General features: G+C 65.5%; 13 protein-coding genes. 6 read left to right on the top strand and 7 right to left on the bottom strand.

Annotated elements, in window-relative coordinates; translation table 11 throughout:
- Positions 1-59 precede the first annotated feature (59 nt).
- A complete protein-coding gene (gene polA / locus ASG57_RS25050; RefSeq protein ID WP_057197925.1) occupies positions 60-3,161 on the bottom strand; it encodes a DNA polymerase I in 3,102 nt (1,033 codons plus the stop codon).
- A gap of 186 nt (positions 3,162-3,347) precedes the next feature.
- A complete protein-coding gene (locus ASG57_RS25045) occupies positions 3,348-4,412 on the bottom strand; it encodes an acyltransferase family protein (RefSeq protein WP_024337151.1) in 1,065 nt (354 codons plus the stop codon).
- Between the two features lie 202 nt (positions 4,413-4,614).
- On the opposite strand from ASG57_RS25045, the gene ASG57_RS25040 reads away from it, so the two are divergent.
- The 4 genes from ASG57_RS25040 to ASG57_RS25025 all read left to right on the top strand — a co-directional run bounded on the left by ASG57_RS25040 (position 4,615) and on the right by ASG57_RS25025 (position 10,860).
- Positions 4,615-5,931: a UDP-glucose dehydrogenase family protein gene (locus ASG57_RS25040; protein WP_024337152.1), complete on the top strand. Its 1,317-nt coding sequence runs from the start codon at positions 4,615-4,617 to the stop codon at positions 5,929-5,931.
- A gap of 121 nt (positions 5,932-6,052) precedes the next feature.
- Positions 6,053-8,527 carry an ATP-dependent helicase HrpB gene (gene hrpB, locus ASG57_RS25035; RefSeq protein ID WP_057197923.1) on the top strand — a complete coding sequence of 825 codons (2,475 nt, stop codon included), beginning with the start codon at positions 6,053-6,055 and terminating at the stop codon, positions 8,525-8,527.
- Between the two features lie 128 nt (positions 8,528-8,655).
- Positions 8,656-9,168 carry a TIGR02281 family clan AA aspartic protease gene (locus tag ASG57_RS25030; RefSeq protein WP_029673858.1) on the top strand — a complete coding sequence of 171 codons (513 nt, stop codon included), beginning with the start codon at positions 8,656-8,658 and terminating at the stop codon, positions 9,166-9,168.
- A gap of 192 nt (positions 9,169-9,360) precedes the next feature.
- The gene (locus ASG57_RS25025; RefSeq protein ID WP_024337155.1) at positions 9,361-10,860 is read left to right on the top strand and encodes a phosphomannomutase/phosphoglucomutase; all 1,500 of its coding nucleotides are present in this window, start codon (positions 9,361-9,363) and stop codon (positions 10,858-10,860) included.
- Between the two features lie 14 nt (positions 10,861-10,874).
- Here the strand turns inward: ASG57_RS25025 and ASG57_RS25020 are convergent, their stop codons facing one another.
- The 3 genes from ASG57_RS25020 to ASG57_RS25010 form a co-directional block, all read right to left on the bottom strand.
- A complete protein-coding gene (locus ASG57_RS25020; protein ID WP_024337156.1) occupies positions 10,875-11,714 on the bottom strand; it encodes a sterol desaturase family protein in 840 nt (279 codons plus the stop codon).
- A gap of 9 nt (positions 11,715-11,723) precedes the next feature.
- Positions 11,724-12,041 (bottom strand): cysteine rich repeat-containing protein, encoded by a 318-nt coding sequence (locus ASG57_RS25015; protein WP_024337157.1) that lies wholly within the window; start codon positions 12,039-12,041, stop codon positions 11,724-11,726.
- A gap of 73 nt (positions 12,042-12,114) precedes the next feature.
- Positions 12,115-12,336, bottom strand: coding sequence for a hypothetical protein (locus tag ASG57_RS25010; RefSeq protein ID WP_024337158.1), 222 nt, complete (start codon positions 12,334-12,336; stop codon positions 12,115-12,117).
- 183 nt (positions 12,337-12,519) lie between these two features.
- Here ASG57_RS25010 and ASG57_RS25005 point away from each other — a divergent pair, with 183 nt between their 5' ends.
- A complete protein-coding gene (locus tag ASG57_RS25005; protein ID WP_024337159.1) occupies positions 12,520-13,242 on the top strand; it encodes a response regulator in 723 nt (240 codons plus the stop codon).
- Positions 13,242-14,591 carry a sensor histidine kinase gene (locus ASG57_RS25000; protein WP_057197920.1) on the top strand — a complete coding sequence of 450 codons (1,350 nt, stop codon included), beginning with the start codon at positions 13,242-13,244 and terminating at the stop codon, positions 14,589-14,591. The genes ASG57_RS25005 and ASG57_RS25000 overlap by 1 nt, the downstream gene beginning before the upstream one ends.
- Positions 14,592-14,656: 65 nt before the next feature.
- Here ASG57_RS25000 and ASG57_RS24995 read toward each other — a convergent pair whose 3' ends face one another.
- Positions 14,657-15,166: an Lrp/AsnC family transcriptional regulator gene (locus ASG57_RS24995; RefSeq protein ID WP_024337161.1), complete on the bottom strand. Its 510-nt coding sequence runs from the start codon at positions 15,164-15,166 to the stop codon at positions 14,657-14,659.
- A gap of 258 nt (positions 15,167-15,424) precedes the next feature.
- Positions 15,425-16,363, bottom strand: coding sequence for an NAD(+) diphosphatase (gene nudC / locus ASG57_RS24990; RefSeq protein ID WP_024337162.1), 939 nt, complete (start codon positions 16,361-16,363; stop codon positions 15,425-15,427).
- Between the last annotated feature and the right edge of the window lie 2 nt (positions 16,364-16,365).

The raw sequence follows: 16,365 nt of genomic DNA, 5'->3' as shown, positions 1-16,365 counted from the left end.
CTCGCCATGCGCTCGCTGCGCTCCCTCTCCCCGCAGCGTGGAGAGGTGAAGAGAGAGCGCTAGTGCGCCTCGTCCCAATTGTTGGCGGCGCGCGCGTCGACATGCAACGGCACCGAGAGCAGCACGGCCGGGAACGGCGCGTCCTGCATCACGCGCTGCACGACAGGGAGCGTCGCCTCGACCTCGGCGTCTGGCACCTCGAAGATCAGTTCATCGTGCACCTGCAAGAGCATCTGCGCCGACAGCCTCTTCTCGGCGAGCGCGTCCTCCACGCGGGTCATGGCGCGGCGGATGATGTCGGCCGCGGTGCCCTGGAGCCGTGCGTTGATTGCGGCGCGCTCGTTGAAGGCACGCACCGAGGCGTTGGAGGCCTTGATGTCGGGGTAGTGGCACTTGCGGCCGAACAGCGTGGTGACGTAGCCGTGGCTGCGGCAGAAGTCGCGCGTCTCGTCCATGTAGGCGCGGATGCCTGGGAAGCGTTCGAAATACTTCTTGATATAGGCCGAGGCTTCCTCGCGCGCGATGCCGAGCTGGTTGGCGAGACCGAAGGCCGAGATGCCGTAGATGATGCCGAAATTGATCGCCTTGGCGCGGCGCCGGATTTCGCTCGGCATGCCCTTGATCGGAACGCCGAACATTTCCGATGCCGTCATGGCATGAATGTCGAGCCCGTCGCGGAACGCCTGTTTCAGCACGGGAATATCGGCGATCTCCGCGAGCAGACGCAGCTCGATCTGCGAATAATCCGCGGACACGAGTTTGTGCCCGGGCGTCGCGATGAAGGCCCTGCGGATCTTCCTGCCATCCTCGGTGCGCACCGGGATGTTCTGCAAATTCGGCTCATTCGACGACAATCGTCCCGTCGTGGTCGCGGCCAGCGCGTAGGTCGTATGCACGCGATGTGTCTGCGGATTGACGTAAGTGGGCAGCGCGTCGGTGTAGGTCGATTTCAGCTTCGAGACCTGGCGCCACTCCAAGATCTTCTTCGGGAAGTCGTGGCCCTGCTCGGCGAGTTCGTCGAGCACCTGCGCGGTGGTTGACCATGCGCCGGTCTTGGTCTTGGTGCCCCCTGGCAGGCTCATCTTCCCGAACAGGATATCGCCGATCTGCTTGGGGCTGCCGACATTCACCGGCTCGCCCGCGATCTCCTGGATCTCGGCTTCGACACGGGCCGCGGTCTGGGCAAAGTCGCCCGACAGGCGCGACAGCACCTGGCGGTCGATCGAGATGCCGCGGCGCTCCATGCGGGCGAGCACCGACACCAGCGGCCGTTCCAGGGTCTCGTAGACGGCGGTCATGTGCTCGGCGACCAGCCGCGGCTTCAGCACGCGCCAGACGCGCAAGGCGACGTCGACGCCTTCGGCCGAAAGCGGTGCGGCCTTGTCGATCGGAACCTGGTCGAAGGTGATCTTGCCCTTGCCGCTGCCGAGCAGCTCGCTTTCCTTCAGCATGGCATGGCCGAACCAGCGCTCGGACAGCGATACCAGTGCGTGCGAGCCGCGGCCGGCATCGAGCACGTAGGAGATCAGCAGCGCATCGTCGATGTTGCGCAGCGTGATGCCGTGCTGTGCCAGCATCACGGCCGTGAACTTGACGTCGAAGCCGATCTTGAGGATGCCTGATGATTCCAGCACCGGCCGCAGCGCTTCGATGGCATCAGTGTGCCTGATCTGGTCCGGCGCAAGGCCCGCATCGAACAGGCCGGCGCCGCCGCCGGACTGCTTGTGCGCCAGCGGCACATAGCAGGCATCGTTCGGCGCCAGCGCCAGCGCGATGCCGCAAAGATCGGCCTGCATCGGATCGATCGAGTTCGCTCTCGTCTCGATCGCGACTTGCCCGGCATCATGGACGCGCGCGATGAAGGCGTTGAGCTCCTTGAGCGTCTTGATGGTCTGGTATTTGCTGCGATCGACCGGAAGCTTGCGCAGCGCTTCCTCGCGCGCGGCGGCGAGCGAGATCGGTGCACCCTTCAGGCTCGCAGCCTTGTCCTCCTTGCCGGCCGATTTGTTTGGTTCATTCGGTCGGGCCCGCGCCGGGGTTCCCGTGCCTGGTGCGGGCACGACGTCCGAGGGCGGCAGCGTTGTGAACACGCTGGCGCCGCTGGCATAGCCGGGGTCGGCGTCGACATTGGCGGGATCGATCTGCGCATACTCCGCGACGCGCCGCGTCAGCGTCGTGAATTCCATCGCCTTGAGGAAGGCGATCAGCTTGCGCGCATCGGGCTCGTGCACCGCGAGGTCGTCCAGCGGCACCTCGAGATCGACCTTGTCGTCGAGCAGCACGAGCTGTCGCGAGATCCGCGCCTTCTCCGCATTCTCCAGCAGCGCCTCGCGTCGCTTGGGCTGCTTGATCTCGCCGGCGCGGAACAACAATTGATCGAGATCGCCGTATTCGGTGATCAGCTGCGCCGCGGTCTTGATGCCGATGCCGGGCACGCCGGGCACGTTGTCAGTGGAATCGCCCGCGAGCGCCTGCACCTCGACGACCTTGTTCGGCGGCACGCCGAATTTCTCGATCACCTCGGGGATGCCGATGCGACGGTCCTTCATGGTGTCGTACATGGTGACGCAGTCGGTGACGAGCTGCATCAGATCCTTGTCTGACGAGACGATGGTGGCGCTGGCGCCGCGCTCGCAGGCCTGTCGCACATAGGTCGCGATGAGATCGTCGGCCTCGAAGCCGGTCTGTTCCAGGCAGGGCAGATCGAAGGCGCGCACAGCCTCGCGGATCAGCGCGAATTGCGGGATGAGATCGTCAGGGGCCGGCGGCCGGTGCGCCTTGTAGTCCGGATAGATCTTGTTGCGGAACGTGATCTCCGACTTGTCGAAAACGATCGCCAGATGCGTCGGCCGATTGTCCTCCGGCATCTCGCGGAGCAGCTTCCACAGCATGTTGCAGAAGCCCAGCACGGCGTTGACCTGAAGGCCGTCGGATTTGCGGTTCAGCGGCGGCAGCGCGTGATAGGCGCGGAAGATGTAGGAGGAACCGTCGACGAGGAAGACGTGGTCGCCCTTGCCTGCCGCCTTCGAGGCCACCGGTTTGGCAGGGGCTGTCGCGGCGGGCTTGGTATCGGCGGCGACTTTGGACGCGGCCTTGGTGTCAGCTTTGGCGCTGGTCTTCGGGGATGTCTTCGGCGAGGTCTCGGGCGAGGTCTTGGGCATGGGCCGCAATGTATGAATTTTTGCGGGCATTGACAGCCTGGGAAGCGCGAATTTTGGGTCGGTTGCGCGACTATCCCCACTGTCATTCCCGCGAAAGCAGGGAATCCAGTACGCCGCGGCTTCCTGGCCCAACCACTGACGTCTCGGCGGACTGGTCGCCCCGGTCAAGCCGGGCGACGACACCGGCTACTCCGCCGGCTGCAACCGCACGCCGACCTTCTTCGGCGCGATCCAGAACGCATCGGGCCGCTCGAACAGGAAGCGCACATTGAAACGCAGCGCCACGCGCCAGATCGCCAGCGCTCCGAGCACGCCTGCGATGGTGACGATCAGCGACACCGTGCCGATGTCAGGGATGACGCCCGTGCGCAGCAGCAGCGTCCGCGTCGCCGCCATCGGCAGGAAGAAGGCGAGATAGATCACGATCGAATGCTCGCCGCAGAAGCGGAGGAAGCTCAGCCATTGCGCGCGCGCCAGGAGCGTGCCGGTCGCGATGATGGCACATGCGCCGGCGAAGCCGAGCACGAGAGAGACGATCGCCCACTCGCTGGCGCCCCACGCGACCAGGCCGGCATTGACCAGCGCCCAGATCGCGAGCGCCGCAAGTGCGAGACCCGGATGGCTGCGCGCGCGATCCGACAGGGCGAACACGTAAGGCGCGAACAGATAACCTGAATAGAAATAGACGAAGCGCGAGCAGAATTCGTCGATGACGGTCCAGCCGGTGTTGATGCGGGCGGTCTCCAGCGCGGCGGCGAGAAGCCAGATCGCGAGCGGCGGAGCTTTTCGTGTCAGTTTCGTGACGACGAAGAAGATCGGCAGCAGATAGATGAACCACAGCGTGCCGAACGGCTCGATGAAGGATTCAAGGTACAGGACGCCAACGGCGGGCCAGCCGGTCTCCGCGGCAAAGGCCGGCGCCTTGAAGCCGAACTGAATTGTCACCCAGACGACATAGAAATAGGCGAAATGCACTACCTTGCGGTCGAGATAGGTTCGCCAGTCCCGATTGATCACCAGAGACAGGAACAGCCCCGAAATCAGGAAGAAGTCCGGCATCCGGAACGGCTTTGCGAAGGCCACGGCGACATGCATGAAGCCGGTCTGCCCGGCGGCAAGCTCGACCCCCAGCACCGAATGCATCATCACCACCATGACGATGCAGATGCCCTTGGCGTAGTCGACCCAGTCGACACGCGCGGCAGAAGAGGCTGTGAGCCCGGCGCCGCCGATTGTGCCCGATCGTGTCATGGTGTCCCTATTTGAGGCGCCGCCCGCCCGTCCCTGTGTGGTCGCGGGGCAGTTTGGAGCCCAGTGGTTTCCGACTTCTTTACCGGTTCAAATCGCGGGCCGGTTTTTGCATGCGGACTGTTCCATGAGCTCTGGAAAATGCTAAACCGCCCCGAATTGGCCGAGTTGGGCTTTCGTTAACCAAGCTGGAACTGGATTTTTCATGCGCATTGCGATGATCGGCACGGGTTATGTGGGGCTGGTGTCCGGGGCCTGCTTTGCGGATTTCGGCCACGACGTCATCTGCGTCGACAAGGACGAGAAGAAGATCGCGGCGCTCCATCGCGGCGAGATCCCGATCTACGAGCCCGGCCTCGACGAGCTGGTGGCGAACAATGTCAGAGCCAAGCGGCTCGATTTCACCACCGACCTGACCAAGCCGGTGGCGGATGCCGATGCTGTGTTCATCGCGGTCGGCACGCCCTCGCGCCGCGGCGACGGCCATGCCGATCTCTCCTACGTCTACGCCGCGGCAAAAGAGATCGCGCAGTCGCTTCAAGGCTTCACCGTCGTGGTGACGAAGTCGACTGTCCCGGTCGGCACCGGCGACGAGGTCGAGCGGATCATCCGCGAAGCCAATCCCAAGGCTGACGTGGTCGTCGCCTCCAACCCCGAATTCCTGCGCGAGGGCGCGGCGATCCGCGATTTCAAGTTCCCCGACCGCATCGTGGTCGGCACTTCGGACGAGCGCGGCCGCAAGGTGATGGGCGACATCTACCGCCCGCTGTCGCTGAATCAGGCGCCGCTGATGTTCACCGCGCGCCGCACCGCCGAGATGATCAAATACGCCGCCAACGCGTTCCTGGCGACCAAGATCACCTTCATCAACGAGATCGCCGATCTCTCCGAAAAGGCCGGCGCCAACGTGCAGGAGGTCGCGCGCGGCATCGGTCTCGACAACCGCATCGGCACCAAGTTCCTGCATGCCGGTCCCGGCTTCGGCGGCTCGTGCTTCCCGAAGGACACCAAGGCGCTGATCAAGATCGCGCAGGACTACGACGTCAACCTGCGCATCGTGGAATCCGTTCTGGCGGTCAACGAGAACCGCAAGCGTGCGATGGCGCGGAAAGTCAGCCAGGCGCTCGGCGGCTCGCTGCGCGGCAAGACCATCGCGGTGCTCGGCCTCACCTTCAAGCCCGACACCGACGACATGCGCGACGCGCCGTCGATCCCGCTGGTGACCGGCCTGATCGACATGGGTGCGAAGGTGAAGGCGTTCGATCCCGTCGGCATGGAGCAGGCCAAGGGCGAACTGCCCAACATCACCTATTGCGAGGATGCCTATTCCTGTGCGCAAGGTGCCGACGCGCTCGTCATCGTTACCGAATGGGTGCAGTTCCGTGCGTTGGACCTCGACCGGCTGAAGGCGACCATGGCGCAGCCCGTCATCGTCGACCTCCGCAACATCTACCGCCCCGAAGACATGGAAGCCGCCGGGTTCACGTACGAGAGCGTCGGCCGGCCCCCTGTGCAGGGCTGATTGCAGACGGGTTATCCGCTAGATGGGTCATGGCCGGGTTTGTCCCGGCCATCCACGTCATGTTCGCTGTCAGATGAAGGAACGTCATGCCCGGAGTCGGGCATGACGACGGGATGACTTCTTGCCCCGCAGCTTCGCCACCCCCCTTCCGATCGATGCCGTGCTCGACGATCTGTCGCGCACGCTGGAAACCAACAACGCTGCCGTGCTGGTGGCGCCGCCCGGCGCCGGCAAGACCACGCGGGTGCCGCTGGCGCTGCTCGATGCGCACTGGGCGAAGGACAAGAAGATCATCGTGCTGGAGCCGCGCCGCATCGCCGCGCGCGCCAGCGCCGACCGCATGGCCAAGTCGCTTGGCGAGCGCACTGGCGAGACCGTCGGCTATTGCGTTCGCTTCGGCTCGAGGATCTCGCGCGCGACCCGCATCGAGGTGGTGACCGAAGGGATCTTCACCCGCCAGATCCTGGACGATCCCGAACTGACAGGCGTCGCCGCCATCCTGTTTGACGAATTTCACGAGCGCTCGCTCGACGCCGATCTCGGCCTCGCGCTGGCGCGCGATGCGCAAACCGGCCTGCGCGAAGACTTGCGCATCCTGGTGATGTCGGCGACGCTCGATGGCGCGCGCGTGGCAAGATTGCTCGGTGATGCCCCCGTCGTTGAAAGCGAGGGCCGCGCCTTTCCGGTCGAGACGCGCTATCTCGGCCGCAAGGCGGACGCGCCGATCGAGCGGCAGATGGCGGACGCGATCGCATCCGCGCTGCGCGCCGATAGCGGCTCGGTGCTGGCGTTCCTGCCAGGCGCCGCCGAGATCCGCCGCACCCAGAACTTTCTCGGCGAGCGCGTGCAGGACGCTGCCATCGAGATCGTGCCGCTGTTCGGCGCTCTCGATGCCGCCGTGCAGGACCGTGCCATCGCGCCGGCGCCGACGGGTACGCGCAAGGTGGTGCTGGCGACCTCGATCGCCGAGACCTCGCTCACCATCGAGGGCGTGCGCATCGTCGTCGATTCAGGTCTTGCCCGTGTCCCACGCTACGAGCCGGACATCGGCCTGACGCGGCTCGAGACCGTGCGCGCCTCGCGCGCGGCGGTGGACCAGCGCCGCGGCCGCGCCGGCCGCACCGAACCCGGTGTCTGCTACCGGCTCTGGGACGAGCCGCAGACCGCCTCGCTCGCACCCTACACCCAGCCGGAAATCCTCAGCGCCGATCTGTCTTCGCTGGTACTCGATCTCGCGCAATGGGGCGTGAGCGATCCCGCCACGCTGTCGTTCCTCGATCCGCCACCCCAGCCGGCCTGGAAGGAGGCGAAGAGCCTTCTCACCGAGCTCAACGCGCTCGATGTTGACGGCCGCATCACCGCTGAAGGCAAGAGCCTGCGTGCGCTCGCGCTGCCGCCGCGGCTGGCGCGCATGATCGTGGATTCGCATCGCGCTGGAAGCGGCGAGGCCGCGGCCGAGATCGCCGCGATCATCACCGAACGTGGACTTGGCGGCGACAGCGTCGATCTCGAGCACCGGCGCGACCAGTTTCGCCGTGACCGCTCGCCGCGTGCCGCGAGCGCGCGCGATCTGGCGCGCCGCTGGGCCTCGCAGGTTGCGGTGTCGGAGAAGGCAGGACCGCAGGAGGATCTCTCGACCGGGTTGATGCTCGCTTATGCGTTTCCCGACCGCGTCGCGCGCAATCGCGGCAATGGCAGTTTCGTGCTCGCCAACGGCCGCGGCGCTTCGGTCGAGCAGACGTCCTCGCTCGCCCGCGCGCCCTACATCGCGATCGGCGAAATGACGGGAACGGCGGCGAGCGGGCGAATCCTGCTCGCGGCTCAGATCACGCAGGACGAGATCGAGAACCATTTCGCCGAGCATATCGAGACCACCGACGAGATCTCGTTCGATCGTGGCGCGATGGCGCTGCGCGCGCGGCGCAAGCGCGTGTTGCATGCCATCACCCTGTCCGAGGCGACGCTTGCCGTGTCGCCTTCGGAAGATACCGCACGCATCTTCGCGGACGGGCTGATCGCAGCCGGCCTCGACCGGCTGCCCTGGTCGAAGGCCGCCAAGCAGTGGCGCGACCGAGTGACGTTCCTGCGCAAAGCCGAGGGCGACAGCTGGCCCGACGTGTCGGACTCCGGGCTGATCGCGCGCCGCGAGGATTGGCTGGTGCCGGCGCTCTACGACAAGATCGCGCTCAAGGATGTTTCCGCGGGCGATCTCTCCGATGCGCTGATGTCGCTGTTGCCCTGGGACATGCGTGCGCGGCTGGACCGCGAGGCGCCGACACATTTCGAGGCGCCGACCGGCAGCGTGCTCGCGATCGACTATGAGGCCGAGCAGGGGCCGACCATCGCGGTACGGCTCCAGGAATTGTTCGGCCTCAACACGCATCCCTCGATCGCCGCCGGCAAGGTGCCGCTGGTGCTGGAATTGCTTTCGCCAGCGCAGCGTCCGGTGCAGGTGACGCGCGATCTCCCCGGCTTCTGGCGCGGCAGCTATGCCGCAGTCCGGTCCGACCTGCGCGGCCGCTATCCGCGTCACCCCTGGCCGGACGATCCCGCCAATGCGCTGCCGACCCGGCGGGCAAAGCCGCGCGGGACGTAAGAACTCTCACCTGGAATTAACCGTCCGCTCATCCTTTTCGTCAAAATGGCATCGGCCCAGCCGTGGCTTCGCTCGCGGCCGAGCCTGTCGCGTGGTGAAATCGAGCTTTCCGGCTCGGAAGTGGTGTAATGCGTAACATTATGATCATCGCGGCCGTCATGATCGGCCTCGGCACCTTCATGGCGCAGATGGCGGACAAGATGAGCTCGGCATCCGCCACCTCGGTGCCGCGCACGACAGTCGCCGTTGCAGCCACAGAGCCCGCCGGCGGCCGCAGCATCAGCATCCCGCGCGACGGCCGCGGTCATTTCCAGACGGAGGGCCGGGTCGACGGCCAGCGCATCGGCTTCATGATCGATACCGGCGCTTCCGTGGTCGCATTGAACGAGAGTTCGGCAGCCCGCTTTGGCCTCCGTCCCTCGCGCAGCGACTACAACGCAACCGTCTCCACCGCCAACGGCACCATCAAGGCCGCGCGCACCCGCATCGCCATGCTCGAAGTGGGTGGCCTGGTCGTGCGCGACGTCGATGCCATGGTGCTGCCTGACGCAGCACTGTCGGAGAACCTGCTCGGTCTCTCCTTCCTGTCCCGCCTGAAGCGCTTCGAATACGCCAACGGCCAGATGGTGCTGGAGCAGTAAGCGTAGTCCACGCTGTCACGCGGCCCGCCCATTTCAAGAAGATATCTTTGCTCCGGCCGCCCTCCCGGTAACGTTTCTCCGTTACCAAACTGCCGCAATTATCGGCCATAAGCCTTCATTCCCGCCTTTCGTTGCAGCCCGGCATTCGCTAAGGCTGCGGCAAATCCTGCCCCCTTTGCACGAGACGTCTCAATGTTCCCGAAGCCGAAATCCGTATTGTTGCCCAACACCTACGCCTTCGAATCCGAGCCGATGGTGAAGCCGACGGGCTTTCGCGAATACGACGCGCGCTGGTTGTTCCAGAAGGAAATCAACCTGATGGGTGTGCAGGCGCTCGGCATGGGGCTGGGCGCGCTGATCGCCGAGCTCGGCGTCCGTCAGGAGATCGTCACCGGGCACGATTTCCGCGGCTATTCGGCGTCGATCAAATATGCGCTGATCTCCGGCCTGATGGCGGCGGGGTGCAAGGTGCACGATATCGGCCTCGCCGTGACTCCGATGGCCTATTTCGCGCAGTTCGACCTCGACGTGCCCTGCGTCGCCATGGTCACGGCCTCGCACAACGACAATGGCTGGACCGGCGTGAAGATGGGCGCCAACCGCCCGCTGACCTTCGGCCCCGACGAGATGACGCGGCTCAAGGAGATCGTTCTCAACGCCGAGTTCAAGAACAAGGCCGGCGGCTCCTACCAATTCCACGAGAACTATCCGGCGCGCTACATCGCCGATCTCACCTCCCGTCCCAAGCTGACGCGCAAGCTCAAGGTGGTCGCGGCCTGCGGCAACGGCACCGCCGGCGCGTTCGCCCCGCAGGTGCTGGAAGCGATCGGCTGCGAGGTGATCCCGCTCGACACCGAGCTCGACCACACCTTCCCGAAATACAATCCGAACCCCGAGGACATGGAGATGCTGCACGCGATCCGCGACGCGGTGCTGCATCACAACGCCGATGTCGGCCTCGGCTTCGACGGCGACGGCGACCGCTGCGGCGTCGTCGACAACACCGGCGAAGAGATCTTCGCCGACAAGGTCGGCGTGATGCTGGCGCGAGACATGTCCGCGATTCACAAGGATGCGCAGTTCATCGTCGACGTGAAGTCGACCGGCCTCTTCATCACCGATCCCGTGCTGCAGGAGCAGGGCGCCAGGACCGCCTACTGGAAGACCGGCCATTCCTACATGAAGCGCCGCACCAACGAGACGGGCGCGCTCGCGGGGTTCGAGAAATCCGGCCATTTCTTCTTCAACAAGCCGTATGGCCGCGGCTATGACGACGGCCTCGTGTCGGCGATCGCGATCTGCGACATGCTCGACCGCGCGCCCGGCAAGTCGATGGCCGACCTGAAGAACGCGCTGCCGAAGACCTGGTCGTCGCCGACCATGTCGCCGCACTGCGCCGACGAGGTCAAATACGGCGTCATCGACAAGGTGGTGAAGCACTTCGAGGGCTTGCAGGAGAGCGGCGCCAAGATCGGGGGACAGGCGATCCGTGATCTCGTCACCGTCAATGGCGTACGCGTCACGGTGGAGGACGGCAGCTGGGGCTTGGTGCGAGCGTCCTCCAACAAGCCCGAGCTCGTCGTCGTGGTCGAGAGCCCGGTCTCCGAGCAGCGCATGCACGACATGTTCGAGATGGTGAACAGCGTGCTGCGCACGCATCCCGAAGTCGGCGAGTACAATCAGAAGATTTGAGCGCCTGCGCGCGCTCAGCCTCCGGGCGGGCCGAACAGGGCGCGGAGCTTCGCGCCCGCCCCCGGCGCCCTCCAGGCGTCGTCCAGCATCGCGATCCATTCGCCGAGCGCGATCCGGATCGGGTTGAAGGATTGGACGCCCCCGACGAGGCCGAACCGGAGCGGCTGGTCGGAGGGATGTTCGGCAAAGGTCCCGAACAGGCGGTCGAACACGATCAGGATGCCGCCGTAGTTCTTGTCGAGGCACGGCTCATTGCAGGCATGGTGCACGCGATGGTGGCTCGGCGTGTTGAGCACCCATTCGAAGACGCCGAGCTTCGGCCCGAACTGGCTGTGGATGAAGAACTGATAGAGCAGGTTGATGCCGAGCATTGCCACGATCGCAAACGGATGAAATCCGATCAGCGCGAGCGGCAGGAAGAACAGGAAATTGCCCGAGATGTTGCCGGTCCAACCGAGCCGGATCGCCGCAGTCAGGTTCAGCCGCGTCGTCGAGTGATGCACCGCATGCGTCGCCCACATCCAGCGAATGCGATGCGACGCGCGATGCTGCCAATAGTACAGGAATTCGCTGCCCAGGAATAATCCTGCGAGCGCGACCGGCGTGGTCTGCGCAAAGTCGAACAGGCGGTGCTCGTACAGGAACGCGAAGGGCACGGCGAGAAGGCCGGCCTCGATGGCGCGGAGCAGGCTCTGTCCCAACGCCACGCCGAACGAGGCAGCGCTTTCGCGCCAGTCGTGGGTATCGTGACGTGCGAGTCGTCCGATGCCGTATTCGAGCAGCATGAGGCCGAGCGCGGTTGCGAGGATCAGTTGCCTGAGCATCGGGTCGAGCAGCAGTGAAGCGTAGCCCACGGCATTCTCCTATTTCGGTGCCGCGGCGGCGCTGGCGGCATTGTTTCGCAGCGCCTGCGCGCGCGGCAGCGCTTGCGCACAGGATGAGGAGAGCTGGCCGGCATGGGATTGAAGGCAGGCGATGATGCGCCCGCCACCCGGTGCAATGCTGCTGCACAGGCGGTCAAGGTCGGTGCGACACGCCTGCACGATGGTCCTTGCTTCGCTGCGCATCTGCGGCGTGATCTGCGTCTGCAATTGCGTCTGGGCGAGCACGGATGTCGAGGTTGCAAGGCCGAGGGCGACGACGGTTGCGGCTTGCGGCAGAGAACGGAAAATCGACGGCACGGTGCGGATCCTTTCTGACTATATGAGGTCGGCCGTCGCCGCGCGGGGCTGACGCGGCGACGGCGGCGATGCGTCAGCGCGAGACCGTGCCGGTGCGGGTGTAGGTATTGCCGGCGGGACCGGTTCGCGTCACGGTGCGCGTGCAGCTTCCGTAGGCGCAGCTTCCCGTCGCGGTGACGTGAGAGGTGCCGCGCGGCCCGCTCGCCGTCGCCGACCGCGTCCAGGCATTGGCGTCGGCTGCCGCCGCGACCGACAGGGTGCCGATGACGAGGGAGGTGAGGAAAAGCTTGGTCATGGTGGTTGTCTCCTTCTGGGGGCTGCCGTGAGCGGGAGCCGTGCGGAGGAGACTGGGGCTGCTGCGTGTGCGCCGCATTGCCGAAACGCAACGATTGTTGGGACTTTGTCGGCCTCATGTAACACCATGTAACAACGGTGCCGCAGCCCTTGCGCGGCAAGCGCGGTCGTCCACAATGGGGCGATGAACGCGCCTTCGGCCACGATCCTCATGGTGGAGGATGATCCCGAGATCAGCCGTCTCGTTGCCGACTTCATGCGGCGCGAGGGGTTCGAGGTCGCCTGCGTCGCCGACGGCAAGTCCATGGATTCGATGCTCCAGCGCCTGCGGCCCGACATCGTCATCCTCGATTTGATGCTGCCGGGCGAGGACGGGCTTTCGATCTGCCGCCGCTTGCGCGCCGACGATGCCATCCCGATCCTGATGCTGACCGCCAAGAGTGACGAGATCGATCGCGTGGTCGGTCTTGAGATGGGCGCTGACGATTATCTCACAAAGCCGTTCGGTCCGCGCGAGCTCTTGGCGCGGGTTCGCGCCATCCTGCGCCGCGCCAACGGAACTCCGGCCAAGCCGCTTGTCCGGCGATATGCCTTCGACCGCTTCGTGATCGATCTCGATGCGCGCAGCGTCGAGACGACCGAGGCCGAGACGCCGGAACTGCAATTGACCAGCGCCGAGTTCGACCTGCTCGGCTGCTTCGTGCAGCGGCCGCGAAGGGTGCTCACGCGCGACCAGATCCTCGACTGGACCCGTGGCCGTTCGGCGGAGCCGTTCGACCGCACCGTCGATATGCTGATCTCGCGGCTGCGCCGCAAGCTCGATGGTGCAAGTCCCGGCTCCAACCTGATCACGACGGTGCGCAACGGCGGCTATCTGTTCACCGCGACAGTCAAGCAGGTGTCGTGATGCTGCGCGTGACGCTCGCCGCGCGGCTCGCTCTGATCGGGCTGGTGGGGATTACCCTGGTGATCACGGTGGTCGTCGCGATCTTCTACCGCACGACCCTCCGCGAAAACGAGCTGACCCGGCCTTCGCCCGCGCGTCTCGATGCGCTGGCCACGCTCCTGGAGCGAACGGACGCGGGTTCACGGCAGGCCGTGCTCGATGCGGTGTCTTCGCCGCAGTTCACCGTGCGCATCGTGCCGTCGGGCGCGCCGGTCGGCGGCGAGACGCCGCCGGAGCAGCAGGAACTGCGCGAGACCTATGCGGCGGGCCTTGCGGGCCGCCCCGTTGAGATCGTGCCGCCGTCCAATCATCGGGGCAGCCGGGTGTTTCCCCGCCTCGCGCGGTTGATGGCCAACGCGATCGAATTCCGCATCGGCCTGCGCAGCGGAGAGTTGCTGATCATCGACGCCTATACCCGCCTGCCGGTGAGCCCGTTCGGCCTTCCCGTCGGCTTCGGCGCAGGCCTGTTCGGCACGATTGTGGCGCTGCTGGCGCTGCTGGTCATGCAGCGCGAGACGCGGCCGCTGGCGCGGCTCGCCGCCGCCGTCGATCGTGTCGACCTGTCGGCCGATCCGCTGCCGCTGCCGGATGCGCGGCGCAGCGCGCCGGAGATCCGCGCCGTCATCGCCGCGTTCAACCGCCTGCAGGGGCGGCTTGCCGAAATGCTGCGTGCGCGCATGACGCTGGTTGGCGGCATTGCGCATGATGTCAGGACCTTCGCGACGCGGCTGCGGCTGCGCGTCGAGCACATTCCCGACGATGCCGAGCGGCAGCGGGCAGTGGCCGATATCGACGACATGATCCGGCTGCTCGACGATGCGCTGTTGTCGACGCGGGCGGGCGCCGGCGGCCTGTCGCAGGAAATGATCGAGCTCCCTGCGCTGGTCGCTGCCGAGGTGCACGATCGGCGCGTTCAGGGCGCGGCAGTCGAGTTGGTTTGCCACGAGCGGACGCGGAATGTGATCGTGCTCGGTGACAGGCTGGCGCTGCGACGAATCTTTGCGAACATCGTAGACAACGCGCTGGCCTACGGCCGCACCGCGCAGGTGGAGATTGCCATGAAGGACGGAGCCCTCGTCGTCTCGATCGACGATGAGGGACCCGGCATTCCCGCCGATCAGCGCCACACTGTGCTGGAGCCGTTCCATCGTCTGGAGAAGTCGCGCAACCGCGCGACCGGCGGAGCCGGTCTCGGCCTCGCGGTGGTCCGCAACCTGGTCGAAGCCCATGGCGGCACGATCGAGATCGGCGCAGCGCCAAGCGGAGGTACGCGCGTCAACGTCACGCTACCGGTGTTTCAGCTGTCCTGAAGCGTATTCGAGCGAAGTGGATACCGGTTCGCGTGTAGCAAACGCGTCAAACCAGCAATTGGCCGTCAGGCCGCCACCACCGCCGGAATCGGCAATGCCGTCACCGACTTGATCTTCTCCATCGCAAAGCGCGAGGTGACGTTCTTCAGCGGCACCGCGCTGATCAGCTTCTTGTAGAACACGTCATAGGCCTGCATGTCCGCGACCACGACCCGCAGCATGTAGTCGACATCGCCGGCCATCCGGTAGAACTCCATCACCTCGGGCATGGCGCTGACGGCTTCGGCGAATTTCTTGAGCCAGGCCTCGGAATGGTCGGAGCTCTCCACCGACACGAACACGGAAATGCCGAGGCCGATCTTGTTCTGGTCGACCAGGGCGACCCGCTTGATGATCACGCCGTCGGCCTCCAGCCGCTGGATGCGCTTCCAGCAGGGGGTCGAGGACAGCCCGACACGGTCGCCGATCTCGGCGACGGACAGGGAGGCATCCTCCTGGAGCACCATCAGGATCTTGCGGTCGATGGCATCGAGGCGGCGGCTGGTCTCGGGGATCTGCACAGCGGCATCGGTCATTTGAAGAACTTTGTTCCATTTCGGGCGCTGATTTACCTGATATAGAGAAAATCTTTCCCCGGCAAGCCAATATTCTTGGCGCGGACATGGCGTTGCCTAGGTGTCGCATGGAAAGAGTTGGACATATCAAAGGGTTACAGGCCAGCAAGGCCACTGCGCCAGCCACCGCGTTTCAGCGCCACGGCTGCCCGGAGAACGGACGATCGCACCGTGTTGCCGATACGGAGGCGACGGCGCACCCCGGATAGCCGTCAGCGGTCAGCTCTTGTCGTGCACCCAGCGGCCGAGCAGGTGATGAGCGATGGCGAACGGATGCGGACCGGCGAGCCCGTCCGGATGCGTCCGCGTCAGCATCTTGGCCGCCTCTTCGCGCGTGAACCAGCGCGCATCTTCCAGCTCCATGCGATCGACGACGATGTCCTCGTTGAGCGCCCGCGCGCTGCAGCCGATCATCAGCGACGACGGATAGGGCCAGGGCTGGGTCATGTAGTACTGCACGTCGGTGCAGCGAATGCCTGATTCTTCCAGGATCTCGCGGCGCACGGCGTCCTCGATGGTCTCGGCCGCCTCGACGAAGCCGGCGAGGCAGGAATACATGCCCGGCGGAAACTGCTTCTGGCGGCCGAGCAGGCATTTTTCGCCGGAGGCGACCAGCATGATCACGACCGGGTCGGTGCGCGGAAAGTGTTCGGCCTTGCAAGCAGGGCAGTCGCGCTTCCAGCCGCCTTCCTTCATCGCGGTACGTGCACCGCAATTGGCGCAATAGCCGTGCCGCTGATGCCAGCCGACCATCGACTTCGCCATTGCGATGGCTGACAGCTCCTGTGGCGGAAGCGCACCCTGCATCGCCATGCCGCGGAGTTCGGTCACGGTATAGTCCTCGCGGCCGACCAGCTTCTCGGCAGCGGCTTGCGGCATCCCCATTCCGAACACGGCCGCGCCCTCGCGCAGACCCAGGAAGACCGTGCCGGGATTGGCGCCGCATTTCAGCGCCTCGTCGATCGAGAGCAGCGCGCGCACTTTGTCGCCGTCGCGCTTCACCAGCAGCGAGTCGCGATAGACCACGTAGGCGCGTGAGGACGGCTTCTGCTCCATCGCGAACAGCTTCTCGTCGTCTCGGCGCAGATGCGCGGCGCGGTCGAGGACGTTGGTGACGAAGGCCGGCTGTCCCAGCGGAAATGCGTCGAATGCTGACATTA

The organism is Bradyrhizobium sp. Leaf396 (assembly GCF_001424605.1).
Classification (GTDB): domain Bacteria; phylum Pseudomonadota; class Alphaproteobacteria; order Rhizobiales; family Xanthobacteraceae; genus Bradyrhizobium; species Bradyrhizobium japonicum_C.
The sequence above is the reverse complement of the archived record's forward strand: the minus strand, read 5'-3'. Positions and strand labels throughout refer to the sequence as shown.

Bases quoted from the DNA above. Each gene is read 5' to 3' on its own strand.
- ASG57_RS24995 (WP_024337161.1), bottom strand. From the start codon at position 15,166: ATGACCGATGCCGCTGTGCAGATCCCCGAGACCAGCCGCCGCCTCGAT.
- ASG57_RS25040 (WP_024337152.1), top strand. From the start codon at position 4,615: ATGCGCATTGCGATGATCGGCACGGGTTATGTGGGGCTGGTGTCCGGG.
- polA (WP_057197925.1), bottom strand. From the start codon at position 3,161: ATGCCCAAGACCTCGCCCGAGACCTCGCCGAAGACATCCCCGAAGACC.
- ASG57_RS25030 (WP_029673858.1), top strand. From the start codon at position 8,656: ATGCGTAACATTATGATCATCGCGGCCGTCATGATCGGCCTCGGCACC.
- ASG57_RS25010 (WP_024337158.1), bottom strand. From the start codon at position 12,336: ATGACCAAGCTTTTCCTCACCTCCCTCGTCATCGGCACCCTGTCGGTC.
- ASG57_RS25005 (WP_024337159.1), top strand. From the start codon at position 12,520: ATGAACGCGCCTTCGGCCACGATCCTCATGGTGGAGGATGATCCCGAG.
- ASG57_RS25025 (WP_024337155.1), top strand. From the start codon at position 9,361: ATGTTCCCGAAGCCGAAATCCGTATTGTTGCCCAACACCTACGCCTTC.
- nudC (WP_024337162.1), bottom strand. From the start codon at position 16,363: ATGTCAGCATTCGACGCATTTCCGCTGGGACAGCCGGCCTTCGTCACC.
- ASG57_RS25000 (WP_057197920.1), top strand. From the start codon at position 13,242: ATGCTGCGCGTGACGCTCGCCGCGCGGCTCGCTCTGATCGGGCTGGTG.
- ASG57_RS25045 (WP_024337151.1), bottom strand. From the start codon at position 4,412: ATGACACGATCGGGCACAATCGGCGGCGCCGGGCTCACAGCCTCTTCT.